20 protein-coding genes and 1 pseudogene are annotated in these 22,249 nt (G+C 43.3%); 9 read left to right on the top strand and 12 right to left on the bottom strand.

The window, feature by feature from the left end; translation table 11 throughout:
- Positions 1-3: 3 nt before the first annotated feature.
- The 3 genes from OTG27_RS07195 to OTG27_RS07185 all read left to right on the top strand — a co-directional run bounded on the left by OTG27_RS07195 (position 4) and on the right by OTG27_RS07185 (position 4,070).
- A complete protein-coding gene (locus OTG27_RS07195) occupies positions 4-1,185 on the top strand; it encodes a DUF2515 family protein (RefSeq protein WP_268936610.1) in 1,182 nt (393 codons plus the stop codon).
- Between the two features lie 74 nt (positions 1,186-1,259).
- Complete coding sequence (locus tag OTG27_RS07190; RefSeq protein WP_268936609.1) at positions 1,260-1,613, top strand: hypothetical protein; 354 nt, start codon at positions 1,260-1,262, stop codon at positions 1,611-1,613.
- 342 nt (positions 1,614-1,955) lie between these two features.
- Positions 1,956-4,070: a peptidoglycan D,D-transpeptidase FtsI family protein gene (locus OTG27_RS07185; RefSeq protein WP_268936608.1), complete on the top strand. Its 2,115-nt coding sequence runs from the start codon at positions 1,956-1,958 to the stop codon at positions 4,068-4,070.
- Positions 4,071-4,123: 53 nt separating this feature from the next.
- Here the strand turns inward: OTG27_RS07185 and OTG27_RS07180 are convergent, their stop codons facing one another.
- Both OTG27_RS07180 and glpK read right to left on the bottom strand, forming a co-directional pair.
- Positions 4,124-4,591, bottom strand: a complete 468-nt coding sequence (locus OTG27_RS07180) for a CBS domain-containing protein (RefSeq protein ID WP_053534045.1) — start codon at positions 4,589-4,591, stop codon at positions 4,124-4,126.
- Positions 4,592-4,658: 67 nt separating this feature from the next.
- A complete protein-coding gene (gene glpK, locus OTG27_RS07175; RefSeq protein WP_268936607.1) occupies positions 4,659-6,149 on the bottom strand; it encodes a glycerol kinase GlpK in 1,491 nt (496 codons plus the stop codon).
- A 190-nt stretch (positions 6,150-6,339) separates the two neighbouring features.
- On the opposite strand from glpK, the gene OTG27_RS07170 reads away from it, so the two are divergent.
- Positions 6,340-7,131: a TIGR00266 family protein gene (locus OTG27_RS07170; protein WP_057275762.1), complete on the top strand. Its 792-nt coding sequence runs from the start codon at positions 6,340-6,342 to the stop codon at positions 7,129-7,131.
- 88 nt (positions 7,132-7,219) lie between these two features.
- Positions 7,220-7,426 (top strand): hypothetical protein, encoded by a 207-nt coding sequence (locus OTG27_RS07165; protein WP_268936606.1) that lies wholly within the window; start codon positions 7,220-7,222, stop codon positions 7,424-7,426.
- A gap of 1 nt (position 7,427) precedes the next feature.
- Here the strand turns inward: OTG27_RS07165 and OTG27_RS07160 are convergent, their stop codons facing one another.
- Positions 7,428-8,177, bottom strand: a complete 750-nt coding sequence (locus tag OTG27_RS07160; RefSeq protein WP_268936674.1) for a glucose 1-dehydrogenase — start codon at positions 8,175-8,177, stop codon at positions 7,428-7,430.
- Between the two features lie 243 nt (positions 8,178-8,420).
- Here OTG27_RS07160 and OTG27_RS07155 point away from each other — a divergent pair, with 243 nt between their 5' ends.
- A complete protein-coding gene (locus tag OTG27_RS07155) occupies positions 8,421-8,723 on the top strand; it encodes a phasin family protein (RefSeq protein WP_098187558.1) in 303 nt (100 codons plus the stop codon).
- Between the two features lie 14 nt (positions 8,724-8,737).
- On the top strand, positions 8,738-10,408 hold the full coding sequence (locus tag OTG27_RS07150) for an ABC1 kinase family protein (RefSeq protein ID WP_268936605.1): 1,671 nt from the start codon (positions 8,738-8,740) through the stop codon (positions 10,406-10,408).
- A gap of 41 nt (positions 10,409-10,449) precedes the next feature.
- Here OTG27_RS07150 and OTG27_RS26655 read toward each other — a convergent pair.
- From OTG27_RS26655 to OTG27_RS07135, 3 genes and pseudogenes are all read right to left on the bottom strand, one after another.
- A pseudogene (locus OTG27_RS26655) lies at positions 10,450-10,581 on the bottom strand (transposase); the annotation flags it as partial.
- 83 nt (positions 10,582-10,664) lie between these two features.
- On the bottom strand, positions 10,665-11,597 hold the full coding sequence (locus OTG27_RS07140; RefSeq protein WP_268936604.1) for a catalase family peroxidase: 933 nt from the start codon (positions 11,595-11,597) through the stop codon (positions 10,665-10,667).
- A 216-nt stretch (positions 11,598-11,813) separates the two neighbouring features.
- Complete coding sequence (locus OTG27_RS07135; RefSeq protein WP_098187564.1) at positions 11,814-12,242, bottom strand: Lrp/AsnC family transcriptional regulator; 429 nt, start codon at positions 12,240-12,242, stop codon at positions 11,814-11,816.
- 119 nt (positions 12,243-12,361) lie between these two features.
- Between OTG27_RS07135 and OTG27_RS07130 the strand changes: the two genes are divergently transcribed.
- Positions 12,362-12,760, top strand: coding sequence for a carboxymuconolactone decarboxylase family protein (locus OTG27_RS07130; RefSeq protein ID WP_268936603.1), 399 nt, complete (start codon positions 12,362-12,364; stop codon positions 12,758-12,760).
- Between the two features lie 114 nt (positions 12,761-12,874).
- Here OTG27_RS07130 and OTG27_RS07125 read toward each other — a convergent pair whose 3' ends face one another.
- The gene (locus OTG27_RS07125; RefSeq protein ID WP_268936602.1) at positions 12,875-13,342 is read right to left on the bottom strand and encodes an Lrp/AsnC family transcriptional regulator; all 468 of its coding nucleotides are present in this window, start codon (positions 13,340-13,342) and stop codon (positions 12,875-12,877) included.
- Positions 13,343-13,516: 174 nt separating this feature from the next.
- Between OTG27_RS07125 and hisC the strand changes: the two genes are divergently transcribed.
- On the top strand, positions 13,517-14,641 hold the full coding sequence (gene hisC / locus OTG27_RS07120) for a histidinol-phosphate transaminase (RefSeq protein WP_268936601.1): 1,125 nt from the start codon (positions 13,517-13,519) through the stop codon (positions 14,639-14,641).
- 76 nt (positions 14,642-14,717) lie between these two features.
- Here hisC and OTG27_RS07115 read toward each other — a convergent pair whose 3' ends face one another.
- The 5 genes from OTG27_RS07115 to pdhA all read right to left on the bottom strand — a co-directional run bounded on the left by OTG27_RS07115 (position 14,718) and on the right by pdhA (position 21,282).
- Positions 14,718-16,097 (bottom strand): amino acid permease, encoded by a 1,380-nt coding sequence (locus tag OTG27_RS07115; RefSeq protein WP_268936600.1) that lies wholly within the window; start codon positions 16,095-16,097, stop codon positions 14,718-14,720.
- Positions 16,098-16,447: 350 nt separating this feature from the next.
- Positions 16,448-17,872, bottom strand: coding sequence for a dihydrolipoyl dehydrogenase (gene lpdA / locus OTG27_RS07110; protein WP_268936599.1), 1,425 nt, complete (start codon positions 17,870-17,872; stop codon positions 16,448-16,450).
- Complete coding sequence (locus OTG27_RS07105) at positions 17,873-19,153, bottom strand: dihydrolipoamide acetyltransferase family protein (protein ID WP_063577149.1); 1,281 nt, start codon at positions 19,151-19,153, stop codon at positions 17,873-17,875. It abuts the gene before it with no gap.
- Between the two features lie 33 nt (positions 19,154-19,186).
- Complete coding sequence (locus tag OTG27_RS07100) at positions 19,187-20,170, bottom strand: alpha-ketoacid dehydrogenase subunit beta (protein WP_268936598.1); 984 nt, start codon at positions 20,168-20,170, stop codon at positions 19,187-19,189.
- The gene (gene pdhA, locus OTG27_RS07095) at positions 20,170-21,282 is read right to left on the bottom strand and encodes a pyruvate dehydrogenase (acetyl-transferring) E1 component subunit alpha (protein ID WP_268936597.1); all 1,113 of its coding nucleotides are present in this window, start codon (positions 21,280-21,282) and stop codon (positions 20,170-20,172) included. The genes OTG27_RS07100 and pdhA overlap by 1 nt, the downstream gene beginning before the upstream one ends.
- Between the last annotated feature and the right edge of the window lie 967 nt (positions 21,283-22,249).

Raw genomic sequence — 22,249 nt, 5'->3', positions numbered from 1 at the left:
CAAATGCAACGCCCCTTTCTTGATGGCTATGCATATAATGATCGAAAAACATTCGTGGTGAAATGTATGCTTTCCCAATATTTGCAAAAGCTGTTGGGTAAACACCCTGCCAAAACAAAACCGATCATCGATGCTGAAAGATTTGACACGCTAAAATCCCGTTTACAAAAAGAGCTCTTTCAGCCTGTTGATGAGTCAAAAGCTTTTTTCCCCGAGGAAGCCGCCCTGATAAAAAGCATTCGAACCGAAACGGCTGCCTTGAACCGGAACAATATCACAAGAACTCAAGCCTATCTTGCCTTTTACAATCGCAATCCAGAGGTTCACTGGGCCTTTTTAGCACATATGGTTTCGAGGAATGGAGGATACCATATGACTGACTTGAAAAGTTCAAACATGACCCATCTACTTGACAGAGCGGAACGACATAAATTTTTCCATTTCCTTGAGCGTGCCAATTCAGCCATATTTGCAGATGCCTTCCCCCAGCTTCTTTTATATGAACATTCTAAACAAAAAGAACTTCCGCTAAGAAGGTATTTACCAGTATTCCGCATTTCAAGATTCATGGCCCCGATTTGGGAATCCTTCATCGAAGAGCCCCATTCACCCCTTTTGACAACGGCCCTTATCATTAATGAACAAAGAATGCTTCAGGAAAGGATATTAAAACGCACCCGTCATGGTGAAATCCTCCGCAGGCTTGATTTTCAGCTTCAGGAATACTTAGGCTTCATGAAAGTGATCTTTCCTTATGCAAACAAGCAAAAAGGACTTCATTCCTTGACAGGACTTACCGTCGAACGCTTTGCAGACCCGAAACAGCGCATTGAAACGGGGAAATTATTATATGGGCTTCTTTTTCAGCATCCGGTGGTTTTTCGCGGAGTCGGCCATTTTACAAAAGAGATTCCCCACACGGGTTCCAGAAAGGATTACTGGGCAAGCATATATACCTCTGATGGATCCACGTCAAAAGATGATAAAATCTACAGCCCCACTCTTCCTGATGCATGGAAAGATCAACCACTCTTTCCTCCCCATTCCTTTGATTGGTTCACGAATGAAAGCTACATGGAAGATTTACGAAGTTTACCGATCATTAAAAAGGAGGACCTGACCAACGAGGTGCTCGAAAATGTCAAACAGCTCAAAACCCTTAACGGAATGAAAGCCATTTTCTAGCATGATGCCTCTTACTTTGAATATCCCATCCGCCATTTGGCAAGAATGGTTAGCAAAAAGAATGGGTGAATTAAATGAGGGGCATTGTACTATTGAATCCAAATTACAAAATCGGGGATTTACATACGGAGGAAAGCTTTGCAATCCAAAAGATCGTGACGGACAAGTATATGGAAGAGAATAATATTTCCCCGGTCATACTCAATCCGTATCAAATCCACCCTTATTACACCATCCCGCATGAGCTTCTATCCAATTTACAAAGTAAAAAAACGGGGCAAATCGACTGCCTTGTGCTTCACTCCCTGGAAACCATTGAACGTTTCATCTATATTTATCCTGAAAAATGGCTTGAGCTATGCGGATACTTCAATGGGATTATCACTGTCACGACTCAAACTCCCGTTAGGAAACATGAAGCAAAATAAAATCATGGTACTTAAGTCTCTGTAGTGAATTAGGGTTATAGTCTTTAATCGTTCATGTAAAAGAGTTCTTTCCAAGTACCTTGGTTTATGTTCCCCTTTTTTTACGGAGCCCCCAACCACGCATCCCTACTAATGATTGCCGCTGTACCGCTTCTTCCTCTATTTATCTATTATATCAATTTTCCTAATTATAAGATTACTAGGAATTATATAACTACAAAACATTCTTTTGGAAATATAGATAAATTTACGGATAAAGCATAGAAAAATAAGTTAATTTTATATATCATTGGAGATAGGAATTTTCTTATTTTTTACTTTTACTAGAAAGGAATGTTAATGATGGCCAAAGAAAAAAAGAAAAAAACCCCAATTCCTTTCCGACTGAACTTTATGTTCTTTTTAATATTCATTTTATTTTCAAGCTTAATAATCCGGCTTGGCATCGTCCAAATCGTGTATGGGGACGATTACCTCCGCGAAGTCGACAGAACGGAAAATGATGTGGCCAATACCCCCGTTCCCCGGGGCAAGATGTATGACCGCAACTTGAATCCGGTCGTTGATAATGAGCCGCGTAATGCCATCACCTATACGAAATACCCGAATACGAAAACGGCCGATATGGTGAAGACGGCAGAGGTCCTTGCCACCTTGATAGAAAAAGATACCAAAAAGGTAACCCTGCCGGATAAAAAGGATTTTTGGATTTTAAAACATCCGAAAGAAGCCGAAGCCTTGATCACCAAGGCCGAGAAGAAGAAAGTCATCGAAAAGAAACTGGAGCAAAAAGATTTATACAAACTTCAAATGGAGCGGGTAACCGATGAGAATATCAAGGAATTCTCCAAAGATGAATTGGAAGTGATCGCCATCTTCCGGGAATTCAATAGCGGCTATGCCCTCGCACCTTCGATCGTGAAGAATAAAGATGTCACCACTAAGGAATTCGCCAGGGTCAGCGAACATTTGGATGAAATGCCAGGTGTGGATGTAACGACGGATTGGGAAAGGACCTATAAGTATGACGAGACCCTCCGCTCGGTTCTTGGCAAGGTCTCTTCTTCCGAAGAAGGCATTCCCAGTGAAAATATCGACTATTACCTGGCACGCGACTATACCAGGAATGACCGGGTCGGAAAAAGTTATATCGAAAAGCAATATGAAGATGTCCTCCGCGGTCAAAAGACGCGGATTGAAAATGTGCTGAGCAAAGGGGAAGTCATCAAAACGAATACCCTCACTGAAGGGCAAAGCGGAAAGGACTTGGTCCTTACAATTGATATGGAGCTGCAGCAGCAGGTTGAAAAAATCATCGAGAACGAATTGCGCAAAACCAAGGCTAAGGGAAATACCTACTTTTTGGATCGTGCCTTCGTCGTTTTAATGGACCCCAATACAGGCGAGGTGCTTACGATGGCAGGCAGGCAATACGGCCGCAACAGTAAAACCGGGTTGACCGAAATGAACGATTTTGCCCTTGGAAACATTACGACCTCATATACGATGGGATCATCTGTTAAAGGAGCCACTGTCTATACAGGCTTTCAGACAGGAGCCATCGCACCAGGGTCAGCTTTCTTTGACAGAAAACTCCTTTTAGCAGGGGCTAATCCGAAAGGATCTTATAGTGATTTGGGTTATGTAACCGATGTCTCTGCGTTAAAGAAATCGTCGAATGTCTATATGTTCATGACGGCAATCAAAATTGCCGGCGGTCATTATATCCCTCACCGGCCGTTAGGAATCAACCGGGAAGCTTATTCAATCATGCGGAATCATTATGCCCAATTTGGATTGGGTGTCCGCACAGGCATCGACCTGCCAAATGAATCCGTAGGGTTTAAAGGCGTCGATATGTCAACAGACGGATTGCTGCTGGATTTATCGATTGGCCAGTATGATACATATACCCCTATGCAATTGGCACAGTATGTATCGACGATTGCAAATGGCGGAAAAAGGCTTGAGCCCCATATGGTCAGGGAAATCAGGAATCCATCCAACGAACACAATGAATTGGGCAGCGTCTTTAAAACGATGAGTCCTAAAGTGTTAAACGACTTAGGCGGAAAAGACGTTTGGATGCAGCGTGTCCAGGAAGGATTCAGGCAGGTCGCCCAGGAGCCAGGCGGGACGGCATATAAATATTTCGGCGGGAAGTCTTACCGTGCGGCAGCAAAAACGGGTACTGCCGAGGCCTTTTACGACGGACCGCGGAGGAATCAATATAGCGCTCCAGTCCCGACTATCAATTTGACGCTTGTAGGTTATGCACCCCACAATAATCCGGAAGTGGCATTTTCTGTCGTCGTGCCATGGGTGTATCAAGGCAAGCCCTCTGATGATATTAACAAACGGATCGGGCGGGACGTAATGGACGCCTACTTTAAATTGAAGGAAAAAAGAGCAAAAGGTGAATCTGATGCAGATAAAGCAGTAGAAAGCACTCAATGATGAATACAAAAAAGGCCTGCTCGTAATCGAGCAGGCCTTTTTATGATGCCCATTCATTCCAGCTTTTGAACGAATTCCTTATAAAGGGCCCTAAGGGCATCTCCCCTGCTGATGATGCCGACGACTTTATCATTTTTGTCCACGACGGGGATTTTCTTGAAATGATGCTTGGAAAGGACCTTTATCAATTCATCTAGCGGATCTTCGGGAGATAGCTTTGTAATCCTTTTATTTTTAATGATTTGTGAGACTTTATCATTCATTTTGGATGTAACCTTTTCATCCAACTCTTCACCGGGAAGAACCGTAATGTAGGTGAAATACCCCATGATGGCTTCCTCTGCAGGTGTCAAGTAACGAAGGATATCCCCGTCCGTCACCATTCCCAATAGCTTATCCTGTTCATCCACAACGGGGACCCCGCCCACTTTATTTTCGATCAAGATCCGCAGAATTTCCTTTAATGTAAAATCAGGACGGGCTACAAAGACTTCCCTTATCATGAAATCCTTAACTAACATAATACCACCCCATTTTTAAGTTTGTACGTTCTGTATTCATCTCTCCCTATTAATACCCTTACTTACTCTATTTAAAAACCCTTGCCGCCTGAACTGCCTTTTTCCAGCCATTATATAAATCCTTCCGTTCCTGTTCCTCCATCTTGGGTTCGAATTTCTTATCGACCGCCCATAGCTTTGAAATCTCTTCCTGACTTTCCCAATATCCGACAGCGAGCCCAGCCAAATACGCCGCTCCTAACGCTGTCGTTTCACTAATAACGGGTCTTTCGACTGGTACATTCAGGAGGCCGCTTTGGAATTCCATCAAGAAGTTGTTTTTGACAACCCCGCCATCGACCCTTAATGCCTTTAGGTTAATCCCTGAATCAATCTCCATGGCACTAAGGACATCTTTTGTCTGGTAGGCCAATGCCTCCAATGTTGCCCGGACGAAATGCTCCTTCGATGTCCCCCTTGTAAGTCCGAATACAGCTCCCCTGACATCACTATCCCAATAAGGGGTGCCTAATCCTACAAATGCGGGAACTACATAGACACCATCGGCTGAAGTGACCCGCAAAGCATACTTTTCACTGTCTTTCGGATCATGCAAGAGTTTCAGTCCATCCCTTAACCATTGTATGGCCGAACCTGCGACAAAAATACTTCCTTCCAAGGCATATTCGACTTTTCCATTCAGCCCCCATGCAATCGTGGTCAACAGGCCATGCTCTGATTTCACTGCCTTTTCTCCTGTGTTCATCAGCATGAAGCATCCGGTGCCATACGTATTCTTAGCCATTCCTTTTTCAAAGCATTCTTGGCCGAACAATGCGGCCTGTTGATCTCCCGCCGCTCCGGCAATCGGGATTTCATGCCCAAAGAAATGGTGTGGCGCTGTTTTCCCGTATATCTCCGATGAAGAACGAACGTCAGGGAGCATCGATTGCGGCACTTGCAGGATTTCCAGCAGCTCTTCGTCCCACTTCAGGTCATGAATGTTATACATCAGCGTCCTTGAAGCATTCGAATAGTCGGTTACATGTGATTTACCACCCGAAAGTTTCCATATCAGCCACGTATCGATCGTACCAAACAATAAGTCTCCGTTTTCAGCCTTTTCCCGTGCCCCATCTACATGGTCGAGAATCCATTTCACCTTTGTACCGGAAAAATATGCATCAATCAACAATCCGGTTTTCTGCAAGAATAAGCCATCGAGGCCTTCATCCTTCAATTGCGTACAAATTTCGCTTGTCTGCCGGGATTGCCAGACGATGGCATGATGAATCGGCTGACCTGTTTCCTTGTCCCATACCACGGTCGTCTCCCGTTGATTCGTTATGCCAATTCCAGCGATCTGTTCAGGCCTTACATTCATTTCCGATAGACAGGAAGCGATTACCGATAAGATGGAGCCCCAAATTTCATTGGCGTTATGCTCCACCCATCCTGGATTCGGGAAGTGCTGGGTGAATTCCTTTTGGGCAATATGCAAAACTTTCCCGCTTTTATTAAATAAAATGGCCCGGGAACTTGTCGTTCCCTGGTCCAATGATAGTATGTAAGTCTCCACGGCTGTCTCCTCCTGCACTTAAGAAAAGGTTCATTTCAGCTTAAGTGTCATGCTGTTTTTTCTTTCTACATTTTACTAGATATACCCGTGAAAACAAAAAATATATAAACTACAGCAGAAAACTGAATAATATTGGCAGGTTAAGAGTTTATCTTTTACAATGAAAATAAGCGGATAGGAGGAATGGAAATTGAATAATCATGAAATAGATTTTAAGGTATATGGAGATGACATGCAGTTTGTTGAAGTGGAATTGGACCCTCAGGAAACAGTGATTGCCGAGGCTGGAAGCTTAATGATGATGGAAGATCAAATCAAGATGGAAACCATCTTTGGTGATGGGTCTTCAAATGGTGACAGCGGAATGATGGGTAAGCTATTCGGGGCCGGGAAACGGCTACTTACTGGTGAGAGTCTTTTCATGACGGCTTTTACGAATGAAGGACGAGATAAAAAACACGTTTCATTCGCATCGCCATATCCAGGTAAAATCATCCCGATGGATTTAAGCGAGCTGGGCGGGAAAATCATATGTCAAAAAGACGCATTCCTGGCGGCCGCAAAAGGCGTTTCGGTCGGAATTGAGTTTCAGAGAAAAATAGGGGCAGGCTTCTTTGGCGGTGAAGGCTTCATCATGCAAAAACTAGAAGGAGATGGAATGACCTTCGTTCATGCCGGTGGCACGATCCATAAAAAGGAATTGGCAGCAGGGGAGATTTTACGCGTCGATACAGGGTGTTTAGTGGCAATGACTAGCGGGGTAGATTATAATATTGAAACTGTAAAGGGTGTGAAAACCGCTTTGTTCGGCGGCGAAGGTTTATTCTTTGCAACATTAAAAGGACCCGGAACGGTCTGGGTGCAATCGTTGCCATTCAGCCGGCTTGCCAGCCGTGTATTTGCTGCAGCGCCGCAAAATGGAGGATCATCCGAAGAAGGCAGCGTAGCTAGAGGCTTATTCAATTTATTCAACGATAAATAAGAACCGGACCAATGGCTGCCATCCTGGCAGTCATTGATCTCTTTTGAAAAGGATGGGTAGCTACATGCAGCTTGTTAAGTGGTCCTACATGAGACGCTATAATATCAGGGCAATTTTTGATCAATTCCCGAATTCGCCTGTTATTTTCCGAAAAATAAAAGATTACTATTTTGTTTATACCGTTCACTGGACAGCTGCCGATGCCCCTATCGGCATAAAAGAGCTTGAAGAAATGGAACAGCTGCTTAACCGTGAGCTCGGGACTGAACTGCAATATCTCTACCGAAAAAAATGAGTTACTCCTCGTACATCATTTTTCTTGTCATGCCTCCATCGACGATAAGATCCTCACCCGTAACGAAATTATTTTCCGTTGCCGTCAAATAAAGACAGGCCCTTGCAATATCGTCCGGTTTGCCAACCCGATTTGAAAAATGCTGCAGGTGATCTTCATCCCTCAGCGATTCAAAATCTCCCGTTTCAATCCACCCCGGTGAAATCGAATTGACCGTAATTTTCTCTTTGCCCAAAGAAGCGGCAAGTGCATGTGTCAGTGCTTTGATCCCTCCTTTGGTTGCTGCATAGGATTCCGAATCAGGCTCAGACATCATCGCTCTGGTTGAGGCTATATTGATGATCGCACCTCCCATTTCATTTTTCCGCATCGATTCTGCCGCGGCCCGGGAACAAAGGAAAACACTGCGCAAATTCGTATTCATCATATCGTCCCATTCCTCTATCGTCAGATCATAAAGCGATTTGAATAATGCCTTTCCTGCATTATTGATTAATATATCAATGGTCTTATATGTTTTTAGAGTTACATCCATCAATTGTTGAATGTCAGCTTCCTTGCGTACATCCGTTTTAACGAACATGGCTTCATGACCCTTACTTTTGAGCTCTTCCACACACAGAAGCCCTTCCCGCTCGTCCAAATCTGCGAGAACGACTGAAGCGCCGCTTTCTGCATATCCCTTTGCCACGCCTCTCCCTATCCCATTCGAAGCACCTGTTACAATCACCGTTTTATTTTTGAACCCCATTATTCCAACCTCACTTTCACAGCCGCTTTTCCCTATCATAATATCCAATCCGCTCCACTTCAAACAATTTTGAGCTATCTAAAAATCCTTTTCTTCCTCATCAATAATCGCAGGACCCTTATATTTTTGTAGCTGCCCTAAAGTGATGTATGATAGATGGTAACAACAAGAATGAACCAGAGTGAAAGGCATCCGCTATTATCTTTCTTACAGTGTAAAAATTTATATTGGAGGAATGTAAAAATGGACTTATTAAAAAATGTGTTTTCTTTAGGATTAGGTGCAGCCGCTGCTACAAAAGAGCAAATTGAAAAAGCGGTGGACTCTCTTGTCAAAAAAGGCGATATCAGCAAAGAAGACTCCAAGATCCTTATTAAGCAATGGGTCGAAAAAGGGGAGCAAGCCCAAAAGCAGCTGGACGATTCCGTCAAGGCCAAAGTCAATCAAGCGCTCAATGGCCTAAACTTGGCAACTAAAGAAGAAGTCGAGGAATTGGAGCGCCGCATCGTAATTTTGGAGAAACAGAACCAAAACTTACAACCGTGACAGGAGGTACTTGAATGTTTCGCAAGCGACTGAAACACGCACATCGTTACCAAGAAATCATTAATGCCTTTTTGAAAAATGGGTTTGGTTACTTCATTTATCGCCTGGGATTATCCGAGAGTAAAGCGGGATCGAAACTCCAACCCGATGAAAACCTGAACCTCCGCTCAATCGGAGAGCGGCTGCATACGATATTACAAAGCTTGGGACCAACATTCATTAAACTTGGGCAGATTGCAAGTACGAGGCGTGATTTCGTACCTGAAGAAATCGTCCGCGAGCTTGAAAAGTTACAGGACCAGGTCACCCCCTTTCCATTTGATAGGGTCCGTAAAATTGTCGAGGCCGAATTGGGTGATTCTTTGGAAAACATTTTCCTTGAATTTAATGAAACCCCACTGGCAACCGCTTCGATTGGACAGGTCCATACAGCTCGGCTTCCATCACTGGAAGTCGTAGCAATCAAAGTGCAGCGGCCAGATATTCTTCCGACTGTGGAAACGGATTTGGAAATTCTCGATGATTTGGCAAGACTTATGGAAGCACGCATATCTTGGGCAAGACGCTACCAAATCAGAAAAATGATTGATGAATTCGCTAAATCACTCCGCGCAGAACTTGATTATAACTCCGAGGGTCGAAACGGGGAAAGAATAGCCAAGCAATTCATCGATGATCAAGGGTTTAAGGTACCAAGAATTCATTGGGAGTTTTCCACAAAAAGGGTCCTGACAATGGATTTCATTCAGGGAATTAAGATCAATCATTATAAACAGCTTGATGATGAAGGTTATGATCGCCGGCAAATCGCGGAAAGATTAGCGAACTCCATGCTTCATCAAATATTGATCGATGGCTTTTACCACGGTGATCCCCACCCAGGCAATATCATCATATTGCCCGGGAATGTCGTTGCACTCATGGATTTTGGAATGGTGGGACGTCTGGAGGAAGAAACGAAATATCAGTTCGCCTCGCTTGTCATCAATCTGAAACGCGGGAGCACCAATGGATTGATCAAGACGCTTTCAGATATGGGTCTCTTGACGGACGAAATCAATATGGCCCCATTAAGGGAGGATATTGATGAACTGCGAAATAAATATTATGATATCCCATTGAGCCAAATCAGCTTAGGCGGAGCAGTCAATGACCTGTTCACGGTTGCCAATCGTCACCAGGTCCAAATCCCACCCGAATTCACGATGCTCGGCAAGGCTCTGCTTACCATGGAGGCCATTATCGAAGGATTAGATCCGAATTTCAGCATCATGAAGGCAGCTGAACCTTTTGGGGAAAGGCTTTTTAAAGAACGCTACAACCCAAAAAACATTGCGAAGAACGCCTGGAATCAATTCATCGAGTCTGCTGAAGCCATTGCCGAACTGCCCAAGGATATCAGGGAAGTGACAGGTATCATTAAAAAAGGGAAATTGCGGCTCGATATCAACATCCCCGAACTTCAAGTTTTTTTACATAAGCTTGATCAAATCTCGAACCGGCTGTCGTTCAGTATCATCCTGCTTGCATTCAGCATAATCATGGTCGGTCTCATTATCGGCTCTGCAATAGGCGGGGAAACCTTGATCCTTTGGAAGATACCGGTTATCGAAATTGGTTTTGTCGTTGCAACCCTGATGTTCTTATTCATGCTCTACACTATTTTCAGATCCGGAAAAATGTAAAATTTACTTAAAATGGAATTCTGATTGGTCTCATCCCGAACGTGGAGTAGGAGGCACTGGAAACCATAGCCTAAGAACCAACGGTAAGCCATATTTGTTTCAACATCTTCTATTGTTTTATGCATTGAACGAATTCCGAGGCCATATAGAATGAAAATCAATGTACAAGCCATAAAAATAGACAAACTCGATTTTCATCTTGTTTGTCTACTTTCAAGGGAACCCCTTTGGAATAGGGGGTTTTTCTTGATTTGATTCATTGGTTATTTATCCGACGTTCATATGAAACGGCATACGCACTATGGCGAAAATGCAAGATCCGGTCTTCCGAGCATTCGATTCCTTCAGGAATATTGGTTGGATCAAACAATAATGTATCTTTACACACTTCCGATTTTTTGGAGATCATTAAATGCCCTATCGTGATTACCTGTTTATCTTCCGACCAAGCTGTAGTCGGATCGTCAGTCGGGTCATTTTCCCCACCTATTTGGATGTTCAATTTAAAGCCCACCGGTCCTTCTTTAAGCCTCTTTTCCATTTCTTCATCCAGATACTCCGGCGAATGCTCGGCCACCTCTCCTTTTTCTAACATACTAAGGCCGGCATCTGGCACCCACTCATACTTGATTGCCTGCCGCCTTCCTTCCTTGTTAATGAAATAGAATGCGTGAATGGAGTAATATTGGCACGTTGAAAAACTGGCTGGAGAACGCATTTCTTTAAGCATTTGCAGGCTTGCCTTGCTTTCAGGGTATTTCCACATGATTTTTGCAAGCTCTTTCAGATTGGGGAAACCTTCCTTTGCAGATTGGAAAAAGCCAGCAATATCAACAAACGCTTGCGGTGTTTTCGCAAAGAATAACGGAATGGTCACAGTAATAAGATCTGACACCTTTCCATTCGGCAAATGAAACTTGACTGCCATGCCCTTTACAGGGGAAATGGCATCAGGATGGCTTGGAATCGGTGAGCTATTTGAAAACCGGATGATCACCGGCACGGCTTCATCCTGAAGATGCGAAGCCATCGTTAATGGGGACGCTTTTCCGTTTGGTGTAAAAACCCCCTCATAAACATATCCCCTTGCATGCACACGCCGATAACCAGGATGTGTTCCTGCTACATTTTCAATCACATTTACTGCTTTCCTGGCCAGTTCAGGTTTGTAGTCGTCGGTTCCTTCCATGATACTCACCCCACCTTTTCAGATTATTATCCATTATTACATGTACCCCTTATTCCATTAGCTTATTCTTTCTTGAATCACCGAAAACATTGATTGCAAAAAAAACACCTGGCGCTGCAAACATATGTCATATCTTTATGGACACGTGATTTTATCCTTTAATTTTAGAACCATTCAAAATGATCGGGATCTCTTTTATTTCCACTATAAAAATACTCATTCCTGTTCCGGCTCCACCTGTGAAAGGATCACATGGGTAACCGTTGCTGCAAATGGAATGGTCCGATTGATGAATTCCTCCACTTCTTCAAGGCTCCGAGTGTGGATTTTCAGCATAAAGCAAGCCTGCCCGGCAATGCGATAACAAAAGTCAACATTCGGCACCTTGGAGATATACTTTTTGAATTTCTCATATTCCCCATTTTTTATCGTAGCTTCCACGATACACTCAATTGGAAAACCGATCTTTTTATGATCAATCTCGGCAACATACCCTTTAATGATCCCGAACGACTCCATTTGCCGAACCCGATCGGCAACGGTGGGGGCCGAGAGGTTTACTTTCTTTGCCAATTCCCTCATGGAGATTCGGCTATTCAACGTTAATTCGGCAAGGATGCTCTGGTCTTTCTCATCTATTTTCATTTTTTAAATTATTCCCCTTTTTCTCTTTACATTCGTTCATTATTAAACCGCATTTCTTTACAAATGGAATTAAAATTCCTGGATTTTTATATTAGGATTATCTCAAAGGAGAGATGTTCATGACAAGAATAAAAAAATCATCACAGGGCTCCAGTCCATTTCAAAGATTATTTCATTCTGAAGAGATTTCGCATAAATGGTCGGACCTCTCAGATTGCATATCTGCGGATGGGAAACTTCCGGAGAAATTGAAGGAAAACGTCAGAAGGGTGCTGGCATACGGTAATGGCTGCTCATACTGCCAGGCAAAAGGGACTCCGCTAAAGCCGGAGGATATGAAAGAAAGCTATGCAATTGCCTTTGCGGAAGTATTTCTCTTGCAACGTGAAAAAACGGAGGAAAAGTTTTTCCAAGTATTGAAGGAAGTGTTCAGTGATGAAGAAATTTCTGAACTATTGGCATTCATTTGTTTTACAACCGCCCAGCAATATTTCGGGGCTTTGATGGATTTAAAATAACACAAAAAAAGGAACAGGCCTTCCGCCTCGTTCCTTTCTGTAAAAAACCTGCATTCTACCCTTCATTAGTTTGAACGATGCCGAACCCCTTTACCAGCATCAGTTGAATGACGCCTAGGATTTCGCACCATGATCCTCCATTTCATTGACCCTTGGAAGAATGGAGCGGGAAGGTACCGGGGATGTCAAAACCACAGATGTATTCAGATGTCCATAGGGTATTAATCGATCTATCAGTAATCTCATGCTGTCCATATCAGCTAAAGCCGCTTTCAAAAAATATCCAACTGTTCCTGTTACACGGTGGCACTCGATAATGTCTAAATCATTTTTCACTAATTGCTCAAAATCGGAAACAGGAACCTTAAGTTCACTCACCTGAATGAACACAAGTACACCCCTTCCTATTGCCAAAGGGGAAACCCTTGCGCTGAACCCCTCAATGATCCCCTTTTCTTGAAGTCGGTACATTCGTTCAGAGATGCTAGGTCGACTGAGAGCCAATTTCTTCGATAGTTCACTAATCGTAATGCGTCCATCTTTTTGTAAAAGTTCCAGTAAACTGACATCTATTTCATCCATGAAGCAACCGCCTTTCATAATGAAGGAATATAAGCATATATTTCTTTAAAATGTTGTATGGATAGCGAAAAATACGTTCTTTTTTGTATGTAATTTTAACAGTTAATATTCTATCATTAAAATAATCAAATAGAAAAAGAAAATTCAGAACTTTACCAAAGGGAGGAACCTGCATTGACCTTTACGAAAATCCCGGTTCGACAAAACATCGAAAGCATTAGCCCATATGTTTCCGGCAAACCAATTGAAGAAGTGCAACGTGAACTTGGTCTTGAAACGATCGTTAAATTGGCATCCAATGAGAACCCATTCGGTTACTCACCTCTAGCAAAAGAAGCCATGCTTAACGAAATGGAGCAAACCTCCTTTTATCCTGAAGGCATGGCGCCTGCATTAGCTGAAAAACTGGCAAGAAACTTGAATATCAATAAAGATCATATCATTTTGGGCAATGGATCTGATGAAGTGATACGTTTGTTGACACGAACCTATATCCAACAAAATGATGAAGTCATCATGGCTGATGTGACATTTCCACGCTATGAAACGAATGTATTGATTGACGGCGGCATACCTGTAAAGATTCCTCTTACCAATGGTGTACATGACCTTCAGGGTATGTATGAGGCCATAACAGAAAAAACGAGAATGATATTCGTCTGTAATCCCAATAATCCGACAGGAACGATCGTTCAAAAAGAAAAGTTACGCTCCTTCATCGAGAAGGTGCCGAAGCATATTTTACTGATCGTTGATGAAGCATACTATGAATATGTCGATGATGCAGAATATTTAGAAACCTTACCACTTCTCAATATGCATTCAAATCTGGTTATCTTACGCACTTTTTCAAAGATTTATGGACTGGCTGCTTTAAGGATCGGATACGGTTTAATGGATGCTTCCATCATACAAGAGCTAGTTAAAGTGAAGGAACCCTTCAATACCAATCGTTTGGCACAGGCTGCGGCATTCGCTTCCCTCGACGACCATCCATTTGTTGAGAATTGTGTTCGTAAGAATGAGGAAGGAAGAAGATATTTAGAAAATGAACTAAGCAAGATGGGTTTGACATACTTCCCTTCACATGCCAACTTCTTGATGGTTAAATTGAACCAGCCTGGCAAGGACATTTTTGAGAAGTTATTAATTCAGGGTGTCATCATCCGTTCAGGTCATTTGCTAGGCTATGAAAATACCATCCGCGTGACAATCGGCACTCCGCTTGAGAACGAGAGATTCATAGCATCCTTACAACAAATAATCAAGAAAACATCTGGAGATGACCAATCGAAATGAAGTTGCAGAATATCAGTGATCAGTAATGAAAGATACGACATGGACGCCTTTGCCATGTCGTATCTTTTATGCGGATTTATTTAGCGATATTTTTTTCTATTATAGGTGTTTCCTGTTTGTCCACTCTTTTAAATTTAAAAATTGAAATCAAGATTAAGGCAGCCAACACAATCAGGCAAGTAATGATACTGATTCGATTCTGATCACTGAATACGAACGTGACACAAATGATGCTTAACGTGATTACGGTAAACAAGGTTATATATGGAAATCCCCACAATTTAAAACTGGGAGCTTTGGGATATGAATTGCGAAGTTTAAGCTGCGCTAAACAGATGCTGATCCATACAAGTGATACTACAAAACCCGGAAACGCCATTAATAGAGTAAATGCCTTGTCCTGTGCAACGAAAGTAATCATGGAGCCGACGACCAATACAACTGCACTTAATAGCAAACTGTACAAGGGAACGCCATTTTTTGATACATAAGAGAACGACTTGGGAGCTTCCCCTTCTGCAGCTAAAGAATGCAGCATTCGGGTACACCCATATATTCCAGAGTTAGCGGCAGATAAGACGGCCGTAATCAAAATGAAATTCATGATATGTGCAGATCCCTGAAAACCTGACATTGACAAAACCTGTACAAACGGACTTGCCTGGTCGCCGATTTCATTCCACGGAATCAAACCGCAGATTACAAGTATCGGTAAGGTGAAGAATAATACAACTCTCCAAATATAGTTTTTAATGACCTTAGGTAAAATGCGTTCTGCATCCTTTGCTTCCGTTACCGTCACCCCTATTAACTCGGAACCGCCATAGGAGAACATGACGATCAGTAATGCCGAAAAGATGGACATCCACCCATTCGGGAAAAATCCTCCATGCCCTGTGAAGTTTTGCAGATAATTAGATCCGCCGCTTGGGATCACACCAAATAAAATACAGGCTCCCAATATGATGAATAAGATGATCATTGTAATTTTAATGCCGGCAAACCAAAATTCGAATTCACCATAATTTTTGACATTCATCATGTTAATCCCAATGATGAAGGCCGCACACCCTAAACTTAATATCCATAGCGGGATTACCGGGAGCCAATACTGCAAAAAGCTTCCTGCCACCACTACCTCAATGACACAAACGGACAGCCACATAAAACAATACATCCAGCCTACGATGAAGGAAAGGCGCTTACCGAATGCTTTCTGAACGAAGCCTTTCATATTCGTATTTGGATAGACAATTGCCATTTCCGCTATGGCACCCATGACTACTAGCAATAACAATCCTGCAAAAATATAAGTGAATATGACTCCTGGCCCTGCTAACGATATGGTTTCGGCACTTCCTTTAAAAATCCCAGTACCTATTGCCCCTCCCATTGCCATCATGCTAATATGTCTCGGCAATAATTTCTTTTGCAATGACCCACCATTTGACTCCATTACATTTGCCTCCTTCATTCCATAATTTTCTCGTATAAATTAAACCCATTTAATCGTTGAATGGCGAATAGATTTGTTATCTCATCAACCGTTATGGTTTAGGAGTGGAAGGATCCAAAGCTTATTGAAAACTCTATACTTCCCCAAAGTAAAAATGATATCAATATGCCGATGGTTTTACAAGAGGGAATCATTGCAGGCCAATACGGCCCCTGTTTGGTCAAACGCCGGGACATAATTCCAAATGGAGTGAATTTACTGATAGCCTTGCCTTTCGGGTCTTTGACTCCATTAAGATAAAACATTCTAATCGGGGACTACATTGGTAATCCCCATGAATTTACCTTTTCCTATTTATTTACGATGTGAATTGCATGTCCCAAAACTGCTTCAGCCGCTTCCAGCCACCCCTCGGTCAAGGTCGGATGAGGATGCATGCTGAGGGCTATATCTTCGACCCGAGCCGCCAGCTCAAGTGCAAGGACCCCTTCACCTATAAGGTTGGAAGCATCAGCACCTACCATATGCATTCCAAGCAATATATGACTATTGGCATCCACGATGACTTCTGCAAACCCCTCCGTTTCATTCATTGCAAGCGCCCTTCCGTTGGCACTGAACGGAAATTTGCCAACCTTTACGCTGTATCCCTGTTGTTCTGCTTCTTCACGGCTTAAACCAACACCAGCTATTTGTGGTTCCGAGAAGATTACATAGGGAACATAAGGCGAGTCAACGGCACTTGGCAGCCCCGCTATCACTTCAGCTGCCACGATTCCCTGTTTGGACGCTCGATGGGCAAGTGCCGGACCAGGCGTAGTATCACCGATGGCAAAGATGTGCGGCACATTTGTACGGCATTCCATATCCACTGCTATATGGCCTTTCTCACCAACCGTCACTCCAGCCCGATTCAGGCCAATTTCTTCCGTGTTAGGAATCCTTCCAATTGTAACCAGGGTCTTTTCGCTCACGACCGCTTCCGCACCCTGTTCTTCCGAGGAAACAAGAAGGTGCACTTGACCATCCACTACACTCGCTTTCTCTACCCTCGAGGATGTTTTGATATTGATCCCGAGCTTCTTGGCATTCCGGGTGACGTCCTTTACCAGGTTTTCAGCAACTTGAGGGAGTATGCGATTGGCCATCTCAATGATGGTCACTTTAGTGCCCAACTTTGCAAATGCCATACCCAGCTCGATTCCAATATATCCTCCGCCAATGATCGACAAGCTCGCTGGAACTTCATTCAGCTGCAAAGATGATGTTGAATCCAATATATATTCTCCATCGACTTTTATGAAGGATGGAATGAAAGGCCTGGACCCTGTCGCAATAATTGCCTGTTCAAACTTGTAGGTTTCAAAATCGCCACCGGTTTCAACTCCAATGCGGTCATCAGATAAAAAAGTTGCTTGGCCTTTAACCACCGTCACTCCGTTTTCCTTACACAAATGGGCAATACCATGCCCCAACTGGGATATGATGCCCCCTTTCCAATCCTGCCAAACCCCCAAGTCCATAGTGGTTCTTTCCTGAGGCAGCCGGATTCCCATTTTCCCAAAATCGTTAAGCCCATGGTATTGATCAGCTGCGTGAATCAATGCTTTTGAAGGTATACAGCCCCGATTAAGGCAAACCCCGCCCAACTTATCCTTTTCAACCAGCACGACAGATTTACCTAACTGGCCGAGACGGATAGCCGCAGCATATCCTCCCGGACCTCCTCCCATGATGACAACATCCGTCTCAACAGCAACTTCCCCTACTACCATTTATCTCATCTCCACAACTAAACGAATTGGATTTTCCAGCAATTCCTTGATTTTATTGGTAAAGTGCACCGCTGTTACCCCATCAATCAAACGGTGATCGAAAGAAAGAGACATATTCATCATTAAACGGATAACACCTTCCAAATCGCGAACGACCATGCGATGTTCCATTTTATGCAAAGCTAATATGGCAGCTTCCGGATAGTTAATGATCGGGGTAGCGTGCATCCCTCCGATCGGTCCTACATTGCTGATGGTAAATGTACTGCCTGTGATTTGGTTTATACTCAACTTCCCTTCACGGGCTTGGGTTGCCAATTGCCTGATTTCATCAGCCAGTTGGAAAATGGTTTTTTGATCGGCATGTTTGATCACAGGAACAATGAGACCCTCTTTTGTATTCGTCGCAATCCCAATATGATAATAATTTTTCAGGATGATTTCATTGGTTCTTTCATCAATTGAAGCATTTAATGTTTTGAACTCCTTTAAAGCGATGACAATGGCTTTAACGAAAAACGGCAAAAAAGTCAATTTTATATCCTTATCATCCGAGTACTCCTTTAATTGACTTTTAAATTCCTTCAATCGGTCCATTTCCAATTCATCTACATGCGTTACATGAGGAATGGTCGAAACGGACTTTACCATATGTTCAGCGATTTTTTTACGAATGCCTTTAAGCGGAATCCGCTCTTCCCGCTCATTTTCCAAACCATTTGCCAGTACGGCATCCTTCATCGGCGCCATCTCTTGACCAGTCTTGTCATCATGCTGTTTGGCATCTTCCCGTGTAATCGAATCATTTTCTTTAAACTGCTTCAGGTCACTTTCGGTAATTCGCCCAGCCGGACCGGAACCTTTAACCTTCTCGATATCAATCTTCATTTCCCTGGCCATTTGACGCACGAATGGGGTTGCCAACGCACGCACTGCCTGATGGTGCTGTTTAGTCGTAATATGCTCCGCATTTACTTTTACATCACCGGATTGCCCGACTTGGTTTTCCTCTTCACTAATGTTTGTATCCGGAACTGGCACATCGTTCTCTTCCTGAATTGTGAATATAGTGGTTCCCACTTCCACGATATCCCCAACGGAAAAAAATATTTTCTTGACCACTCCCGCTGCCGGGGCTGTCAATTCCGCATTGACTTTATCCGTTTGCACCTCAACAATGGGTTGGTCCTGTTTTACCGCATCCCCTTCTTTGATGAGCCATTGGATAATTTCCCCTTCATGCATCCCTTCCCCTACATCAGGAAGTTTAAATTCCATCATGCGTCATCCTCCTTCTCTTTCTCCCTAAATCAATTAAAATGATAACGTTTCGACAATTCCTTGTTTTACACGGTCAACAGTCGGTAAATAATGATCTTCTATTGTAAACGGCGGAACCGGTACATCAAATCCTGTTACACGCTTAATCGGCGCTTTCAGGTAAATAAGAGCTTCATCATTAATGATGGAGATAATTTCCGCACCTAATCCGGCCGTCTTATGGGCTTCATGGACGATCAATGCACGACCTGTCTTTTTAATGGATTGCACGATCGCATCCCTATCTAAAGGGTATAAAGTTCTAAGATCGACCACTTCACACTTCCAGCCTTTTTCTGCTTCAATCTTTTTCGCGGCATTCAATGCCTCCCTTAACATGGCCCCCCATGCAAAAATGGTCAGGTCGCTTCCCTCCTGGACCACTTTTGCCTGACCGATTGGTATTCGGTACATTTCATCGGGAACTTCTTCCTTGAAGGCCCGATACAATTTAGTCGGTTCCAAAAAAATCACTGGATCTGGATCTTCGAGCGCTGAAACGAGCAGCCCTTTTGCATCATATGGATTACTGGGTGCAACCACCTTTAAACCCGGAGTATGGGCAAAGAAGGTTTCGACACTTTCGGAATGAAGTTCAGGACCCCTGATTCCGGCACCATATGGCGTACGGATTACGAGGGGCACCCCAAATTGCCCACGAGTACGATACCTCATACGGGCAGCATGGGAAATGAGCTGCTCGAACCCCGGATAAATAAAGGCGAGAAACTGGATCTCCACTATGGGCAGCATTCCGTTAAGAGCCAAACCAATGGCAGAGCCGATGATTCCGGATTCAGCTAATGGCGTATCCACAACTCGATCTTTTCCATACTTCTCATAAAGTCCTTCCGTCGCTCGAAAAACCCCGCCATTCACACCAATATCCTCACCCAAGATCATCACGCGATCATCATGATCCAGCATTTGGTCCAGCGCTTCCGTAATAGCCTGGAGCATCGTTAAATTTTTGCCCATCATTTCCTCCCGCCCTTCCTTAAGATTTGGTTCAATTCCTGCTTTTGTTCCTTAAGATGCCATGTCTCCTCAGCATATACATGGTTAAACATTTCGAGCGGGTCGGATTTCGGATACGCTTCGGCCCTTTTAAGGTGAGCATCGATCAGTTCGTTGAATTGCTTTAACACCAATTCTTCCTGCTCTTCATTCCAATGACCCTCTTTATTCAAATACTTTCTAAGGCGTGTAATAGGATCGCGGTTTTCCCTCCAGAACGTTGAAATTTCGTCCTGATCGCGATATATGTTCGGATTGTCTGCAGTAGTATGGGCGCCATAGCGAAAGGTAATGGCTTCGATTAATGTAGGCCCTTCCCCTTTAAGCGCTCTTTCGGCAGCCTCCTTTACAGTCATCCATACGGCAAAAATATCATTTCCATCCACCCGCACCCCATGGATGTCATAAGCAGCAGCACGCTGGGATATTGTTTTTGATGCCGATTGCTTTTCAAAAGGGACACTGATTGCGTAGCCATTATTTTGGCAGAAAAAGATTGTCGGGGTTTTATAAACGCCGGCAAAATTCAGTGCTTCATGAAAGTCCCCTTCAGAAGTCGCACCATCGCCAAAATAGGCGATGCTAACATTCTTTTCGCCTTTAAGCTTACTTGCCCAAGCCGTTCCAACTGCATGAACCATTTGAGTGGCAATTGGAACACTTGGAGGCAATATCCTTTTTCCTTCTGGACAAATCGAACCATCAAAATGCGCCATCCAGTATAGGAAAACACGGTATAATTCCTGTCCATGAATGATTGCCGCTCCATGATCACGGTATGTGGGAAACATCCAATCCCCTGACGATAATGCTAAAGCGCTTCCTGCTTGGGACGCTTCCTGCCCTTCGAAAGGTGCATAAGTCCCAATCCTGCCTTGGCGCTGGAGATTTATTGATTTTCGGTCAAATGTTCTGAGCAGGAGCATGCTCTCATACATCTTCAACATAAGTGATTTATCGATTTTTCCATCAATCGCTTCAATTATTTCCCCATCAGGAGTCAATACACGAAACATTTCCGGCTCAACTTCGCTTGAATGCGCTTTCATTATTGGGTTTCCCGTCTTTTCCATTTCATTTCTCCCCTTAAGATAGATTTGTTTCGCAAACTTACCTAGGTTTTGAACAGTCATGAAATAACAGCCCAAAATGTTTTTATTGGTCTTTCTGTCTGTGATTAAATGCTGTTTCATAAACTACATTTCCTTATATAAAAGGATAATACATCCATGTTTTTAATAATATGTTAAATAGAATGAATTTTTCACATATTACCTTTATTTAGAAGATGTTTTCTGATACTTCGCCTTCATTTTGAAAATGGGAACCTTTAATGGGGAATTTCATAATGATTCCCTTCAAAATGTGATGTGCTCCCGACAGATTTAGAACCTTCATCAAAAAAAAACCAGCACAAAAAAGACCCATTATATTAATATATGGGTCTTAGCCTGTATAAAAACTCCAAGAAATCAGTTGCCTACGTTTTTTAAACAGACAGTTGATTTCAGAAATCCGCATTCCTTTGAGCCGACTGCCTGCCAAGCCTCCTCGACGCAAGCGTCTGTGGGGTCTCGGCTAACCAGTTTTTCGGCAAGAGTGTCGCATATTTCTTCCATCCATTAAGGAGTACAGGGAATAACATGAAGGATAACCTTGTCTTAATAGGGTTTGGAATAAGACCAGCCTGCAGTTTTTTCTTTAAAAATTCCAGTTGATTTCAGAAATCCGCTCCCTTTCCGCTGACTGCCTGCCAAGCCTCCTCGACGCAAGCGTCTGTGGGGTCTCGGCTAGCCAGTTTTTCGGCAGGAGTATCGCATATTTCTTCCATCCATTAAGGAGTTCAAGAAAAAACATGAAGGATAAACTAGTCTAAAACTTGGTTCGGAATAGACCAGCCTGCAGTTTTTTCTTTTAATAATTCCAGTTGATTTCAGAAATCCGCTCCCTTTCCGCCGACTGCCTGCCAAGCCTCCTCGACGCAAGCGTCTGTGGGGTCTCGGCTAGCCAGTTTTTCGGCAGGAGTATCGCATATTTCTT

The organism is Peribacillus sp. AS_2 (assembly GCF_026891895.1).
In the GTDB taxonomy this organism is placed as follows: domain Bacteria; phylum Bacillota; class Bacilli; order Bacillales; family DSM-1321; genus Peribacillus; species Peribacillus frigoritolerans.
Note: the sequence above shows the minus strand (reverse complement) of the source record. Positions and strands in the feature narration are given on the sequence as shown.

Bases quoted from the DNA above. Each gene is read 5' to 3' on its own strand.
- OTG27_RS07140 (WP_268936604.1), bottom strand. From the start codon at position 11,597: ATGGAAGGAACCGACGACTACAAACCTGAACTGGCCAGGAAAGCAGTA.
- OTG27_RS07150 (WP_268936605.1), top strand. From the start codon at position 8,738: ATGTTTCGCAAGCGACTGAAACACGCACATCGTTACCAAGAAATCATT.
- OTG27_RS07185 (WP_268936608.1), top strand. From the start codon at position 1,956: ATGGCCAAAGAAAAAAAGAAAAAAACCCCAATTCCTTTCCGACTGAAC.
- pdhA (WP_268936597.1), bottom strand. From the start codon at position 21,282: ATGGAAAAGACGGGAAACCCAATAATGAAAGCGCATTCAAGCGAAGTT.
- OTG27_RS07165 (WP_268936606.1), top strand. From the start codon at position 7,220: ATGAGACGCTATAATATCAGGGCAATTTTTGATCAATTCCCGAATTCG.
- OTG27_RS07190 (WP_268936609.1), top strand. From the start codon at position 1,260: ATGAGGGGCATTGTACTATTGAATCCAAATTACAAAATCGGGGATTTA.
- OTG27_RS07155 (WP_098187558.1), top strand. From the start codon at position 8,421: ATGGACTTATTAAAAAATGTGTTTTCTTTAGGATTAGGTGCAGCCGCT.
- OTG27_RS07115 (WP_268936600.1), bottom strand. From the start codon at position 16,097: ATGGAGTCAAATGGTGGGTCATTGCAAAAGAAATTATTGCCGAGACAT.
- OTG27_RS07135 (WP_098187564.1), bottom strand. From the start codon at position 12,242: ATGAAAATAGATGAGAAAGACCAGAGCATCCTTGCCGAATTAACGTTG.
- OTG27_RS07195 (WP_268936610.1), top strand. From the start codon at position 4: ATGCAACGCCCCTTTCTTGATGGCTATGCATATAATGATCGAAAAACA.
- OTG27_RS07180 (WP_053534045.1), bottom strand. From the start codon at position 4,591: ATGTTAGTTAAGGATTTCATGATAAGGGAAGTCTTTGTAGCCCGTCCT.
- OTG27_RS07130 (WP_268936603.1), top strand. From the start codon at position 12,362: ATGACAAGAATAAAAAAATCATCACAGGGCTCCAGTCCATTTCAAAGA.
- OTG27_RS07160 (WP_268936674.1), bottom strand. From the start codon at position 8,177: ATGGGGTTCAAAAATAAAACGGTGATTGTAACAGGTGCTTCGAATGGG.
- OTG27_RS07125 (WP_268936602.1), bottom strand. From the start codon at position 13,342: ATGGATGAAATAGATGTCAGTTTACTGGAACTTTTACAAAAAGATGGA.
- OTG27_RS07100 (WP_268936598.1), bottom strand. From the start codon at position 20,170: ATGGGCAAAAATTTAACGATGCTCCAGGCTATTACGGAAGCGCTGGAC.
- lpdA (WP_268936599.1), bottom strand. From the start codon at position 17,872: ATGGTAGTAGGGGAAGTTGCTGTTGAGACGGATGTTGTCATCATGGGA.
- OTG27_RS07105 (WP_063577149.1), bottom strand. From the start codon at position 19,153: ATGATGGAATTTAAACTTCCTGATGTAGGGGAAGGGATGCATGAAGGG.